This window comes from Mesorhizobium sp. DCY119 (genome assembly GCF_003590645.1).
GTDB lineage: Bacteria > Pseudomonadota > Alphaproteobacteria > Rhizobiales > Rhizobiaceae > Mesorhizobium_M.
Map to the genome: position 1 here is coordinate 476,994 of NZ_CP031834.1, position 12,670 is coordinate 489,663.

At 64.6% G+C, this 12,670-nt stretch carries 13 protein-coding genes; 5 read left to right on the forward strand and 8 right to left on the reverse strand.

What is annotated here, in order from left to right; genetic code table 11:
- The first annotated feature begins 152 nt into the window (after positions 1 to 152).
- The gene (gene murJ, locus DZG07_RS02265; RefSeq protein ID WP_119813975.1) at positions 153 to 1,745 is read left to right on the forward strand and encodes a murein biosynthesis integral membrane protein MurJ; all 1,593 of its coding nucleotides are present in this window, start codon (positions 153 to 155) and stop codon (positions 1,743 to 1,745) included.
- Positions 1,746 to 1,748: 3 nt separating this feature from the next.
- On the opposite strand, the gene DZG07_RS02270 is transcribed toward murJ, so the two are convergent.
- Both DZG07_RS02270 and DZG07_RS02275 read right to left on the reverse strand, forming a co-directional pair.
- Positions 1,749 to 2,063 (reverse strand): HigA family addiction module antitoxin, encoded by a 315-nt coding sequence (locus DZG07_RS02270; RefSeq protein WP_091911644.1) that lies wholly within the window; start codon positions 2,061 to 2,063, stop codon positions 1,749 to 1,751.
- A complete protein-coding gene (locus DZG07_RS02275; protein WP_091911646.1) occupies positions 2,038 to 2,319 on the reverse strand; it encodes a type II toxin-antitoxin system RelE/ParE family toxin in 282 nt (93 codons plus the stop codon). Before DZG07_RS02275 ends, DZG07_RS02270 begins: the two co-directional genes overlap by 26 nt.
- Before the next feature lie 142 nt (positions 2,320 to 2,461).
- On the opposite strand from DZG07_RS02275, the gene trpS reads away from it, so the two are divergent.
- The 3 genes from trpS (at position 2,462) to DZG07_RS02290 (ending at position 4,847) form a co-directional block, all read left to right on the forward strand.
- Positions 2,462 to 3,529 carry a tryptophan--tRNA ligase gene (gene trpS, locus DZG07_RS02280; RefSeq protein ID WP_119813977.1) on the forward strand — a complete coding sequence of 356 codons (1,068 nt, stop codon included), beginning with the start codon at positions 2,462 to 2,464 and terminating at the stop codon, positions 3,527 to 3,529.
- Between the two features lie 144 nt (positions 3,530 to 3,673).
- Positions 3,674 to 4,165, forward strand: coding sequence for a universal stress protein (locus DZG07_RS02285; protein ID WP_091911648.1), 492 nt, complete (start codon positions 3,674 to 3,676; stop codon positions 4,163 to 4,165).
- 106 nt (positions 4,166 to 4,271) lie between these two features.
- Positions 4,272 to 4,847 carry a NifU family protein gene (locus tag DZG07_RS02290; protein ID WP_091911650.1) on the forward strand — a complete coding sequence of 192 codons (576 nt, stop codon included), beginning with the start codon at positions 4,272 to 4,274 and terminating at the stop codon, positions 4,845 to 4,847.
- A 220-nt stretch (positions 4,848 to 5,067) separates the two neighbouring features.
- Here the strand turns inward: DZG07_RS02290 and DZG07_RS02295 are convergent, their stop codons facing one another.
- Both DZG07_RS02295 and DZG07_RS02300 read right to left on the reverse strand, forming a co-directional pair.
- A complete protein-coding gene (locus tag DZG07_RS02295; protein ID WP_091911652.1) occupies positions 5,068 to 5,688 on the reverse strand; it encodes a L,D-transpeptidase in 621 nt (206 codons plus the stop codon).
- A 358-nt stretch (positions 5,689 to 6,046) separates the two neighbouring features.
- On the reverse strand, positions 6,047 to 6,439 hold the full coding sequence (locus tag DZG07_RS02300) for a type II toxin-antitoxin system PemK/MazF family toxin (RefSeq protein WP_245429565.1): 393 nt from the start codon (positions 6,437 to 6,439) through the stop codon (positions 6,047 to 6,049).
- A 144-nt stretch (positions 6,440 to 6,583) separates the two neighbouring features.
- Between DZG07_RS02300 and DZG07_RS02305 the strand changes: the two genes are divergently transcribed.
- The gene (locus DZG07_RS02305) at positions 6,584 to 7,084 is read left to right on the forward strand and encodes an MmcB family DNA repair protein (protein WP_091911657.1); all 501 of its coding nucleotides are present in this window, start codon (positions 6,584 to 6,586) and stop codon (positions 7,082 to 7,084) included.
- A gap of 244 nt (positions 7,085 to 7,328) precedes the next feature.
- Here the strand turns inward: DZG07_RS02305 and DZG07_RS02310 are convergent, their stop codons facing one another.
- The 4 genes from DZG07_RS02310 to DZG07_RS02325 form a co-directional block, all read right to left on the reverse strand.
- Entirely contained in the window at positions 7,329 to 7,892 is a 564-nt protein-coding gene (locus tag DZG07_RS02310; protein ID WP_119821315.1) for an ActR/PrrA/RegA family redox response regulator transcription factor, read from the reverse strand.
- A gap of 117 nt (positions 7,893 to 8,009) precedes the next feature.
- On the reverse strand, positions 8,010 to 9,335 hold the full coding sequence (locus DZG07_RS02315) for an ActS/PrrB/RegB family redox-sensitive histidine kinase (protein ID WP_091911659.1): 1,326 nt from the start codon (positions 9,333 to 9,335) through the stop codon (positions 8,010 to 8,012).
- A 39-nt stretch (positions 9,336 to 9,374) separates the two neighbouring features.
- Positions 9,375 to 12,002, reverse strand: coding sequence for an ATP-dependent helicase HrpB (gene hrpB / locus DZG07_RS02320; protein ID WP_119813981.1), 2,628 nt, complete (start codon positions 12,000 to 12,002; stop codon positions 9,375 to 9,377).
- The gene (locus tag DZG07_RS02325; RefSeq protein ID WP_119813982.1) at positions 11,999 to 12,646 is read right to left on the reverse strand and encodes an ATP-binding cassette domain-containing protein; all 648 of its coding nucleotides are present in this window, start codon (positions 12,644 to 12,646) and stop codon (positions 11,999 to 12,001) included. The genes hrpB and DZG07_RS02325 overlap by 4 nt, the downstream gene beginning before the upstream one ends.
- Positions 12,647 to 12,670: the final 24 nt, after the last annotated feature.

Here is a 12,670-nt window from a genome sequence, read left to right on the forward strand (position 1 = left end):
TCAAAAGGGGAGAGGAAGGGAGCCAGCCTCGCGGCCGTGTGGTTCCTCTCCCCCGTCGATCGGGGGAGAGGTGGCTCGGCGAAGCCGAGACGGAGTGGGGGTCGAATTTCACATGCAATCGCCTCCCCCTCGAGGGGGAGGGAGACCACTCCATGAGCCTGATCAAGAAATTCGCCACCGTCGCGTCGGGAACGCTGATGAGCCGCGCCTTCGGCTTCATCCGCGAGATGCTGATGGCAGCGGCGATCGGCACCGGGCCGATTGCGGATGCCTTCTACGCCGCCTTCCAGTTTCCCAACACGTTTCGCCGGCTGTTTGCCGAAGGCGCCTTCAATGCCGCCTTCGTGCCGCTCTTCGCCAAGGAGATCGAGGCCCACGGCACCGATGGCGCCAAGCGCTTTTCCGAAGAAGTCTTCGGCGTCCTGTTCACCGCACTTCTGGCGCTGACCATCGTCATGGAACTGGCGATGCCGCTGCTGGTGCGCTTCGTCATCGCGCCGGGCTTTGCCGACGACGCGCAGAAATACGATCTCACCGTGGCGCTGGCCACCATCATGTTCCCCTATCTCATCTGCATGTCGCTGGCGGCGATGATGAGCGGCATGCTGAATTCGCTGCGCCGCTATTTCGCTGCGGCAATCGCCCCGGTATTCCTCAATTTCATCCTCATCGGCGTGCTAGCCAACACCTGGCACAAGGGTCATGACGGCCTGACCGTCGGCTATGCGCTGTCCTGGGGCGTGCTGGCGGCGGGGCTGGTGCAGCTCGCCATCGTCTGGATCGCTGTGCGCCATGCCGGGATCTCGATCGGCTTTCGCCGCCCGCGCCTGACGCCCAACGTCAAGCGCCTGCTGATCCTCGCACTGCCCGCCGCCATCACCGGCGGCATCACCCAGATCAACCAGCTCATCGGCACAGCCATCGCGTCGGGCCAGAACAGCGCCGTCTCCTCGCTGGCGCTGGCTGACCGCGTCTACCAGCTGCCGCTCGGCGTCGTCGGCGTGGCGGTCGCCATCGTGCTCCTGCCCGAACTGGCGCGCGCGCTGAAATCCGGCAATCTGAAAGAGGCCGCCAATCTGCAGAACCGCTCGGTCGAGTTCACGCTGTTCCTGACCTTGCCGGCAACCGCCGCCCTGCTGGTCATGTCGGAACCGATCGTGCGCGTGCTCTACGAGCGCGGCCAGTTCGCCGCCACCAACAGCACGCCGACGGTCGCCGCGATCCTCGCCATCTTCGGCCTCGGCCTGCCGGCCTTCGTGCTGATCAAGGCCTTCACGCCCGGCTATTTCGCCCGCGAGGACACGCGCACGCCGATGATCTTCGCCGCGATCTCCGTGGCGGTGAACATCGCCGTCGCGCTGACGCTGTTTCCCGAAATGGGCGCGCCGGGCATCGCGGTTGCTTCCGCTATCGCCGGCTGGGTCAATGCGGCCATGCTCTTCGGCGTGCTGATCAGGCGCGGCCACTGGGGCACCGATCTTCCGCTGCTGACCCGCATCCCGCGGCTGGTGCTGGCGGCAGCGGTGATGGGCCTTGCGCTCTATTTCGCCATCCAGTGGCTCGCGCCCTACCTCGCCTCGTCCTCGCCGGTCTACACGCAGGCCGCGACGCTGGCCATTCTGGTCGGCGCCGGCACGCTCATCTACTTCATCGTCGCCTTCGGCACCGGCGGCGCCGATATCGGCATGCTGCGGCGGAGTATCAAGCGGGGGAGAGGAAAGCCGCCCGCGCCGGAACCGGAGTGACGCCTACGCGGCGCGCGGTTGGATCTTGGCAAGTTCGTCACCGAGCCGGCGCTTTTGCTCCATGAGCTCGAAATCATGCTGAAGACCGAGGAAAAACCCTTCCGATATGCCGAAATAGCGGGCCAGCCGCAGATCGGTATCGGCGGTCACCGCCCGTTTGCCCAAGACGATCTCGTTTATCCGACGCGGCGAAACGCCGATGGCGCGCGCCAGCGCATTCTGGCTCAGATGCATAGGCTCCAGGAACTCGGACAGCAGGATCTCGCCGGCATGCGGATTGTGCAGATGCTCGTCAGTGGTAATCGGTGATTTCGACATCGCTCGGCTGCCCTTCCTTCCATTGGAAACATATGCGCCACTGATCGTTTATCCTGATCGAGAATTGCCCTTTGCGATCTCCTTTCAGGGCCTCAAGCCTGTTGCCAGGCGGCACGCGCAGATCGTCCAGTTGCCGCGCCTGATTGATGAGCCTGAGCTTGATCAGCGCCTTGTTCTGGATGTCGGGCGGCAACCTGCGGCTTCGCAGACCATTCCATATCTTCTCCGTCTCGGGATCAGCGAAGCTTGCAATCATTACTCAATATATAACGCATAACGTTATAAGGTGCAACGGAAGACATTTGAAGCCACTTGATCGCGCCCGCGCCTTCGTTCATAAGCGCGCATCGATTTTCGCCGCGCGCGAAACGGCCCTCCACAAGCCACGAGGAACACAAATGACCGCCTTCAAGCCGCTCGTCTTTTCCGGTGTCCAGCCGACGGGCAATCTCCATCTCGGCAATTATCTCGGCGCCATCCGCCGCTTCGTCATGCTGCAGGACAGCCATGACTGCATCTACTGCGTCGTCGACCTGCACGCGCTGACCATCGCGCCCGACCCGGTCGAGCTGATGAAGGCGACGCGCGAAGTGACCGCGGCGTTCCTGGCCGCCGGCATCGACCCGAAGAAGCACATCGTCTTCAACCAGAGCCGGGTGATGCAGCATGCCGAGCTGGCCTGGGTGTTCAACTGCGTCGCCCGCATGGGCTGGCTGAACCGCATGACCCAGTTCAAGGAAAAGGCCGGCAAGGACCGCGAGAACGCTTCGGCGGGCCTGTTCGTCTATCCGAGCCTGATGGCTGCCGACATCCTCGTCTACCGCGCCACCCATGTGCCGGTCGGCGACGACCAGAAGCAGCATCTTGAGCTGACCCGCGACATCGCCCAGAAATTCAACAACGACTATTCCAGCCGCATCGCCGATCTCGGCGTCGGCGTGGAGATGATGTCGGGCGAGGAGAAGGTGAACGGCTTCTTCCCGCTGACCGAGCCGCTGATCGAGGGCCCGGCGCCGCGCGTGATGTCACTGCGTGACGGCTTGAAGAAGATGTCGAAATCCGACCCTTCCGACCTGTCGCGTATCAACCTGACGGACGACGCTGAGACGATCTCCAAGAAGATCCGCAAGGCCAAGACCGACCCGGACGGCCTGCCGTCCGAGGCGGACGGGCTGAAAGGCCGGCCGGAAGCCGAAAACCTCGTCGTGCTCTATGCCGCCCTTGCCGAAACCAGCAAGGACCAGGTGCTCGCCGAGTTCGGCGGCCAGCAATTCTCCGCCTTCAAGCCGGCACTTGCCGATCTTGCCGTGGCCAAGCTCGCGCCGATCGCCACCGAGATGCGCCGCATTTCGGCCGACACCGCCTATATCGACAGCGTGCTGAAGGACGGCGGCGAGCGCGCCGGCAAGCTTGCCGAGACCACCATGAAGACGGTGCGCGACATCATCGGGCTCGTCAGCAACTGACGAGCCGCCTGCGCCTTGCTTCCAAACCGCCTAGTGACCCCCGAAATGTCAGCAGCATTTCGGGGCCATATGCTGGCGCTTGCCGATGGCGGGCGCCAATGGCAGATTGCGCCGAAACAGGCTTTCCCGCGATAGGGTTGGAAAATGGTCTCTAAACGTCTCAGCCGGGAAGCCGGACACCGGCGCAAATTCCTCGCGATCATCGACGACACGCCGGAATGCGAGCGCGCCGTGGCCTACGCCTCGCGCCGCGCGAAAAGCACCGGCGGCGTGGTCGTGCTGCTCTATGTCATCGAGCCCGGCGATTTCCAGCACTGGCTCGGCGTCGAAAAGATCATGCGCGAGGAGGCGACGGCCACCGCCAAGGCAGCACTGGACACCTATGCGGTGAAGGTGCGCGAGACGCTGGGCATCGAGCCGGAACTGGTGGTGCGCGAGGGCAAGCCGGCCGAACAGATCCATCTTTTGATCGAAGAGGACCAGGATATCGCCATCCTGGTGCTTGCGGCGGGTGCTGCCAAGGAAGGTCCGGGACCGCTGGTTGCCTCGATTGCCGGCAAGGGTGCCGCCTTCCCCATTCCCGTCACCGTCGTGCCGCAGAATCTTTCCGACGAAGACCTTGAAAGCCTGGCCTAAGCAAATCATCTGTCCGGCAGGGTTGCCGACGACCGGTTTCGCTTGAATGTCGCCGGCATAAAGCCTATTTAGAATTATTCCAAACTATACGCACGGAGATGCGGCCATGTTCATCCAGACCGAGGCGACCCCCAATCCCGCCACGCTGAAATTCCTGCCCGGCAAGGAAGTCCTGCTCGAAGGCACGGCCGATTTCCGCGATGCAGACGCTGCGCGCGAAGCCTCGCCGTTGGCCGGCCGCCTGTTCGACATTCCGGGCGTGACCGGCGTGTTCTTCGGCTATGACTTCGTCACCGTCACCAAGGACGGCCCGGACTGGCAGCATCTGAAGCCGGCAATCCTCGGCGCGATCATGGAGCATTTCATGTCCGGCGCGCCGGTGATGGCCGTCGGCGGCCAGGCGGCAACCGACAAGGCCGACCAGAGTGGCGAGTTTTTTGGCGAGGAAGACACCGAGATCGTCGCCACCATCAAGGAACTGCTCGACACCCGGGTTCGCCCGGCGGTGGCGCAGGACGGCGGCGACATCACCTTCCGCGGCTATGAGAACGGCACCGTGTTCCTGCACATGAAGGGCGCCTGCGCCGGCTGCCCGTCGTCCACCGCGACGCTGAAACACGGCATCCAGAACCTGCTGCGCCATTTCGTGCCCGAGGTTCAGCAGGTCGAACAGATCAGCTGATTTTTGGCCGCACAAGAAACCTCTAAAAAACAAAAAACCGGGCCAAAAGCCCGGTTTCCTGTTTTGGACGTCCGTGTTGCCGAGACGGTCCGTGTGCAGTCTGTCGCCACTTTCACCATCCGAAAAGCCTGCAACTTTCCGGACGGCCCCCTAATTCGTCAGAGCAATTCCAGGAAAAGTGTGAAACGGCTTTCCGTCCGGAACTGCGTAAAACAAATACTTAGAGCACCACCACCTTCGCGCCGACTTCGGCACGATTGTAGAGGTCGATGATGTCCTGGTTCATCAGGCGAATGCAGCCTGACGACATTGCCTTGCCGATGGAGAACCATTCCGGCGTGCCGTGCAGCCGGTAACCGGTGTCGCCACCCTTGTTGAACAGATAGAGCGCGCGCGCGCCGAGCGGGTTGGTCAGGCCGGGCGGCATGCCCTGGCGCCATTTGGCGAGCTCCGGCTGGCGGCCGATCATCTGCGAGGGCGGCGTCCAGACCGGCCATTCGCGCTTCAGTGCGACGCGCGCCGAGCCCTTCCATTCGAACCCTTCACGGCCGACGCCGATGCCGTAGCGCATGGCCTTGCCTTCCGGCAGCACGAAATAGAGGAACTTGTTGCTCGTATCGACGATGATCGTGCCCGGCGCTTCCGCCGTGTCATAGCGCACGACCTGGCGATGGAACTGCTTGGGCACCTTGTAGATCGGGATCGTCGGAAGCTGGTAGCCTGCGTCGGTGCGCGTGCCGTAGTCGCCCGAGAAAGTCCTGAGCCCGCCGTCGAAAGTGCAGCCTGCCAGGGCTGTAGTCAGCGCCAGGGCTGCCGCAACGAAAAGTGGTTTCATGCGCATGAATAAATCCGCTGCTCCAACCCGACCACGCCGGCCCGATTCGGGCCGCATTTTCGCCTTCATTCTTAACGGGCGTTTTTAACCATTGCCAAGAGCACGGCCCCGCCAGCGCGGGCTTGACGCACGGGTAAGTTGAGGCTGTGGCGCTTTTGCAACAGAATTGGCGGGGTTTCAGGTGCGGAGTAGAAGATTAGGCGAAGCCGATGGAAAAAGACAAAACCCCGCCAAAGCGGGGTTTTGAGCTATATATCGGCACTGACCTTAGAGCTTGCCTTCGCTCAATCTGGCCAGTGGCCCTTGGTAGGGTCTTAGACGCGGATGACATGAGCAGAGCCGCTAGCGCATCGAATATGGGGAGCTACAGATGTTTTGTCAACGCTGAGAGACCCATCCCATGCAGCACACATTGCCTCACTATCTTCATGAGCTCGTCCGGCAAAACACTATACTGATAGGTTCGTTTTCCGCCTTTGTCTTTTCCCAAGCGAAGGAGATCGACACGATGAAAACCGACCGCGTTGACCATGTCACCCTTTATCCAGCGCTCATGATCGCCCCATTCCTTCGGAAGTTCGAACGGAATCCTGATGCGCTTGTGATAAGGCATCTCCTTGCTTGGTTCGGTCAGGCTAAGCGGAACAACCGTACATAGATGAGGACGCGCCGCAATCTTCGGCGAGATGATTACGGCCAGCCGCCGCTTCATCATCTCCGGTTCCTGAAACCCACCCTTTGAGTAGTCGACCGTCACAAGGCTCCCTTGCAACGGATGCTCTCTAATCCCCATGCGAAATTCATAACAGACGATGCTTGATTTGCCATCGCGTTCTTCAAACGCCTAAGCGCCTCCCAAAAACAGGTTCAAAACGAGAACATTCGGTGGCATGCTGTCGCCATGCCTATTGTCCTGCCGATTCCCGTCAACCCGCTTGTCGATGGCCGCCAGTCCGAGCGCGCGATGATTGTGCGGCGTGGGGTGCAGCGGCTGTTGATGCAGATGGGCATGCATGTGCTGCCCGAACTGTCGCTGGCAACCGGGCGGCGCGCCGACCTCGTTGCGCTGACGCGGCAGGGCGACATCTGGATCATCGAGATCAAATCGTCGATCGAGGATTTCCGCGTCGACCGCAAATGGCCGGACTATCGGCTGCATTCGGACCGGTTCTTCTTTGCCACGCACCCGGACGTGCCGGCGGAAATCTTTCCGGAGGAATGCGGGTTCATTCTCTCCGACGGCTATGGCGCGGAGATCATGCGCGACGCGCCCGAGCACCGCATGGCGGCGGCAACGCGCAAGGCGCTGATGCTGCGCATTGCGCGCGCCGGGGCGGCGCGGCTGCTGGCGGCGGAGCTTGCCGGGGTTTCGGTGCCTGCGCTGGAGGGTGAGAGCGAGTAGCGTCTTTCCGGCAAAGTGCCCCCTCTCCGTCGCGCTACGCGCGCCACCTTGCCGGGGCGAGCCGCGGGTCTCGCCGTCCTTCGGACCCCCGCTTTGCGGGGGCGAGGAACCGGCACTCGCCGAGGTCGCGACTTTCCAGGACTTGGGTTCCTCGCCCCATGAAATGGGGAGAGGTGGCTCGGCGAAGCCGAGACGGAGAGGGGTCTTGAGGCCGCAACTCAACCGAAAGCGTGCGAAAAAACCCCTACCTCGGCGCGCGCTTGGCCAATATCCGCTGCAACGTCCGCCGGTGCATGTTGAGCCGGCGTGCGGTCTCAGACACGTTGCGCTCGCACATTTCGTAGACGCGCTGGATATGCTCCCAGCGCACGCGGTCGGCCGACATCGGGTTTTCCGGCGGGGCGGCGCGCTCGCCGCCGGTGCGGGTGAGGGCGGCAAAGACGTCGTCGGCATCGGCTGGCTTCGACAGATAGTCGATGGCGCCGAGCTTCACCGCGGTCACGGCGGTGGCGATGTTGCCGTAGCCGGTGAGGATGATGGTGCGGGCGTCGTCGCGCTTCTCGCGGATCGCAGCGACCACGTCGAGGCCGTTGCCATCGGCCAGCCGCATGTCGACCACGGCATAGGCCGGCGCATGTGCGCGCGCCTTGGCGACGGCTTCCTCGACGCTCTCGGCGGTCTCGACCTGGAAACCGCGCGTTTCCATGGCGCGGGCCAGTCGGGTCAGAAACGGCTTGTCGTCATCCACGATCAGCAGCGAGGTGTCGCCGCCGGTAATGCTGCCATCAACTGTTTCTTCCACGATCATCATCGTCCATCCATCTGTCTAATTTTTAAGCGAATATAAGCGTGTAACGCCTGTTTTGCCACTGCGCAGGGTTAAACGCCGTCCTTTCAGGCGAAACAGCCTTTATTTTCACGGTCTCTATGCCGTATCGAACATCGAGGACGATGCCGAGCCGGGGTTCAGGAACACCTCGCGCGGCCAGTCGATCTGCACCACTGCTCCCTTGCCGCGCTCATTGGCGTTGTAGAAGGCAAGCGTGGCGCCGGAGCGTTCCAGCAACGTCTTGGCGATGAACAGGCCGAGCCCGAGGCCACCGCCCGACTCCGGCCCCTGCCGCGTCGACATATAGGGTTCGCCGATGCGGTCGATGATTTCGGGCGGGAAGCCCGGCCCGTCATCGACGATCTCGAAGACGACGCTGCGGTCGTCCCAGCGCCAGCGTATGGTGACGGCGCTGGCGGCGAAATCGACGGCGTTCTCGACCAGATTGCCGAGCCCGTAGATGACGCCCGGATTGCGCCGCCCGACCGGCTCCGCGCCGATGCGCTCGCCCGGCTCCAGCTTTATCGAGATGCCGAAATCGCGATGCGGCGCGATCACCTCCTCGACCAGCGAGGTCAGCGGCAGCCGCGCCAGATGCTCCTCGCTTTCCGACGACAGGCTGGTGAGCCGCTTCAGGATCTGGCGGCAGCGTTCGCTCTGCGAGCGCAGCAGCGTCACATCCTCATGGAACTTGGTGTCCTTGCCGAGCGCGCGTTCCATCTCCTTGGCCACCAGCGCGATGGTTGCCAGCGGCGTGCCGAGTTCGTGCGCGGCGGCAGCGGCAAGACCGTCCAGCGCCGACAGATGCTGCTCGCGCTGCAGCACCAGTTCGGTGGCGGCGAGCGCGTTGGCCAGCAGCCGCGCCTCCTCGGCGACGCGCCAGGCATAGATGGCGGTGAAGGCGATGCTCGACATCACCGCCGTCCACATGCCGGCGACATAGACGAAGGGCATGGCGAGCTCCGCACCTGCCGTCCATGGCAGCGGCAGATGCACGAAGACCAGCAGCGTCGCCATCGCCATGACGAAGCCGCCGAGCAGTGCGGTCATGCGCAGCGGCAGAGAGGTCGCGGAAATCACCACCGGCACGGTCATCAGCAGCGAAAACGGATTGGTCAACCCGCCGGTCATGTAGAGCAGGCCGGCAAGCTGGAGCGCGTCGAAAGTGAGGATGCCAAGTGCAGCCAGCGGCTGCAGGCGGTGCGCGGAGGGAAAGCGGAAGGTCAGCAGCAGGTTCAGCCAGGCCGAGCACGCGATCAGCGCAAAGCACAGGCTCACCGGCAGCGGGTAATCGAGCCAGTAGGCGACGAACATCACCGTGACGCTCTGGCCGATGATCGCCAGCCAGCGCAGGCGGATCAGCGTGTTCAGCCTCAGGCGGTGGGTCTGCTGGAAATCGGGCGTTTGCAGCTTCTTGATCATGCCGGCTTTATGCGCTGGAGAGGCGTTGTGCGCCAAGCGCTATTTGACGCGGGGTTTTGCCCGCGCGGTGGCTGCCGTGGTCAGCGGATCGTCGGGCCAGACGTGCTTGGGATAGCGCCCGCGCATGTCGGAGCGGACATCGGCCCAGGAGCCGCGCCAGAAGCCGGGCAGGTCGCGCGTCGTCTGGATCGGCCGGTGCGCCGGCGACAGCAGTTCCAGCGTCAGCGGCACCGTGCCGTTGGCGATCGAGGGATGGACATCCAGCCCGAACAGTTCCTGCACGCGGATCGCCAGAACCGGCCATTCGCCCTCATAGTCGATCGGCACATGGCTGCCTGACGGCGCATCGAAATGCGTCGGGGCCAGTGCGGAAATCTTGCGTTGCAGGTCGTGCGGCACGAGCGACATCAGCCCGGCCTGAAGCACGCTCGACGGAATGCGCGCGAAATTCGCCTCTCCGGTCAGGAAGGGCAGCAGCCAGTCGTCCAGCGCGGCAATCAGCGCTTCGTCGGAAACATCGGGCCATGGCGCGCCGAGGCCCTGATGCAGCCATTGCAGGCGATGGCGCAGGATTTCCGCTTCCTTGCCCCAGTTCAGCAGCGACAGCCCATGCTCGCGCAGCGCGTCGATGATGGCGCGGTCGGCGTCAGTGCCCGTCGGCGGCGGCAGCATGCGTTCCGAAAGAAGAATCGCGCCGAGCCGCACGATCTCGCGCACCCGCACGGCGCGTTTGTCGCGGTCGAAGGCCGTCTCCAGTCTCTTCTCGATGCGGTGGCCAAGGGCAGCGCGGATATCGGCTTCCGAGACAGGAGCGGCGGCGGAAATGCGCGCATTCTGCGCCTTGCCCTGCAGGTCGGCGACGACAAGGAAGGTTTCGCCGGCGAGCGGATCGGCAGCATCGAGTGCCGCGCCGCTGCCATTGGCAAGGACAAAACGCCCGCGCTCGCCGCGTGCCTTGGCGACGCGGTCGGGCCAGGCGTGGAGTAGAAGCGCGCCGGCATTCCCCTCCCCCCTTGAGGGGGAGGTGCCGCCGAAGGCGGCGGAGGGGGTCGGTAGAGGCAGCACGCCAACTTTGCCCTTTTTCTTTTGGGACGGGTCGGTCTGCACAGCGGATCGGGATGAGGGTATGTCAGCTGAGAGCCCGTCCCCGGCCACCCCCACCCCGGGCCTATGGCCCGACCCTCCCCGCAAGGGGGAGGGTAAGGCCCGCGCCAGCCTCTCCGCCAACTGCCGCGCCGCAGTCGCCCGCGGCGATCTTTCGCCGCGAAACCGCGACAGCCGCCGCTCAAGATCGGCACCATCCCCACCAAGGCCGCGCTCGGTCAGGAGAACGGCAAGCTGCGCCGCCTCGCCGGCATGACCGTCGCCCGCCGCTTCCGCCACCATATGCGCCAGCCGCACCGGCAGGGCCAGCTTGCGCATGGCCTCGCCGGACGGCGTCAGGCGACCGTCGGCGTCGATGGCGTCGAGTGCGCCGAGCAGCGCCTTGGCCTCGGCCAGGGCGGGTGCGGGCGGCGGATCGAGAAAGCCGAGGCTTGCCGGGTCGGCGACGCCGAAGGCAGCACAATCAAGCACGAGGCCGGACAGATCGGCCTCCAGGATTTCCGGCGGCGTGAAGGCAGGCAATGCCGCCGTCTGCTCGGCGCGCCACAGCCTTATCGCGACGCCCGGCTGGGTGCGGCCGGCGCGGCCGGCGCGCTGATCGGCCGAGGCGCGGGAAACGCGCACCGTTTCCAGCCGCGTCAGGCCGCTTGCCGGCTCGAATTTCGGCAGGCGCGACAGGCCGGAATCGATCACCACGCGCACGCCGTCGATGGTGATGGAAGTCTCGGCAATCGCCGTCGCCAGCACCACCTTGCGGCGTCCCGCCGGGGCCGGCTTGATCGCAGCATCCTGCGCCTTGCCGTCGAGCATGCCGTAGAGCGGCACGATATCGGTGTCGGCTCCGACGCGCCCCTCCAGCCGTTCGCGGGTGCGCTCGATCTCGCGCTGGCCGGGCAGGAAGGCGAGCACGCTGCCGGGCTCGTCCACCAGCGCCTCGCGGATCGCTTTCGCCATGGCGTCCTCGACCGGCGTGCCGGCTGGCCGCTCCTGATAGCGGACATCGACGGGAAAGCTGCGACCCTCGCTCTCGATCACCGGAGCCCTGCTGAGCAGCCGCGCGACCCGCGCGCCGTCCAGCGTCGCCGACATCACCAGCAGCCGCAATTCCGGGCGCAGCGCGCCCTGCACGTCGAGCGCCAGCGCCAGCCCGAAATCGCCATCGAGCGAGCGTTCGTGGAACTCGTCGAAGATGACAGCCGAAACGCCGGGCAATTCCGGATCGTCGAGGATCATACGCGCCAGGATGCCCTCGGTGACGACGAGAATTCTTGTGCCCGCCGTTTGCCGGCTTTCCATGCGCATGGCGTAGCCGACGGTGCCGCCCGGCTCCTCGCCAAGCAGCTGTGCCATGCGCCGTGCGGCGGCGCGGGCGGCCAGTCGGCGCGGCTCCAGCAGCAATATTTTTCCGCTCCCCAGCCACGGCGCATCGAGGAGTGCCAGCGGCACCAGCGTCGTCTTGCCGGCACCGGGCGGCGCGACGAGCACGGCGCTCGAGCCTGCCGCCAGAGCTTCGAGCAGCGCCGGCAGCACTGCCGTCACGGGAAGTTCAGGCAAGGCGGTCATTGCGCGTTCCCGATGCGGACGATGGGTCCGCTTGCGGCGTCGGCATCGGCCTCGTCATGGGTGACCAGCACCACCGGCAGCGCACCGTCGCGCGCCTTGGCGAAAACCAGTTCGCGCATCTGGCCGCGCAGTTCGGCGTCGAGCTTGGAAAAGGGTTCGTCCAGCAGCAGCATGCGCGGCGCCGACAAAAGCGCACGCGCCAGCGCCACCCGCGCCTTCTGGCCGCCCGACAGCGTGTCGGGATCGCGCGGCGCCATGCCGGCGAGGCCGACACCTTCGAGCGCTGCTTCGGCAAGCGCGTGGCGAGCGGCCTTGCCCTTTACCGATGCCGGAATGGCAAAGACCAGATTGCCACCCACCGACATATGCGGAAACAGCAGCGGGTCCTGAAACAATATGCCGACGTGCCGGTCCTCAGCCGGCAGAGCGGTAAGCTCCAACCCGTCTGAAAACACCTTGCCGGACGCTTCGAAAGCCGGCGCAAGAAAGCCGCCGATATAAGCAAGCAATGTCGACTTGCCTGAACCGGACGGTCCCATCACCGTCAGCACTTCGCCCGGCGCGACGCGATGCGTCAGCGCCACGAGCCTGTGCCCGTTCAGCGCGATCGACACATCGTCCAGAAAGAGCCCGTTCTCGGCCATCACCCAACCGGTCTTAAGTTTCAG

Coding starts and splice junctions, on each gene's coding strand:
- DZG07_RS02290 (WP_091911650.1), top strand. CDS start 4,272: ATGTTCATCCAGACCGAGGCGACCCCCAATCCCGCCACGCTGAAATTC.
- DZG07_RS02325 (WP_119813982.1), bottom strand. CDS start 12,646: ATGGCCGAGAACGGGCTCTTTCTGGACGATGTGTCGATCGCGCTGAAC.
- murJ (WP_119813975.1), top strand. CDS start 153: ATGAGCCTGATCAAGAAATTCGCCACCGTCGCGTCGGGAACGCTGATG.
- DZG07_RS02315 (WP_091911659.1), bottom strand. CDS start 9,335: ATGATCAAGAAGCTGCAAACGCCCGATTTCCAGCAGACCCACCGCCTG.
- DZG07_RS02310 (WP_119821315.1), bottom strand. CDS start 7,892: ATGATCGTGGAAGAAACAGTTGATGGCAGCATTACCGGCGGCGACACC.
- DZG07_RS02270 (WP_091911644.1), bottom strand. CDS start 2,063: ATGTCGAAATCACCGATTACCACTGACGAGCATCTGCACAATCCGCAT.
- DZG07_RS02295 (WP_091911652.1), bottom strand. CDS start 5,688: ATGCGCATGAAACCACTTTTCGTTGCGGCAGCCCTGGCGCTGACTACA.
- trpS (WP_119813977.1), top strand. CDS start 2,462: ATGACCGCCTTCAAGCCGCTCGTCTTTTCCGGTGTCCAGCCGACGGGC.
- DZG07_RS02305 (WP_091911657.1), top strand. CDS start 6,584: ATGCCTATTGTCCTGCCGATTCCCGTCAACCCGCTTGTCGATGGCCGC.
- hrpB (WP_119813981.1), bottom strand. CDS start 12,002: ATGACCGCCTTGCCTGAACTTCCCGTGACGGCAGTGCTGCCGGCGCTG.
- DZG07_RS02275 (WP_091911646.1), bottom strand. CDS start 2,319: ATGATTGCAAGCTTCGCTGATCCCGAGACGGAGAAGATATGGAATGGT.
- DZG07_RS02285 (WP_091911648.1), top strand. CDS start 3,674: ATGGTCTCTAAACGTCTCAGCCGGGAAGCCGGACACCGGCGCAAATTC.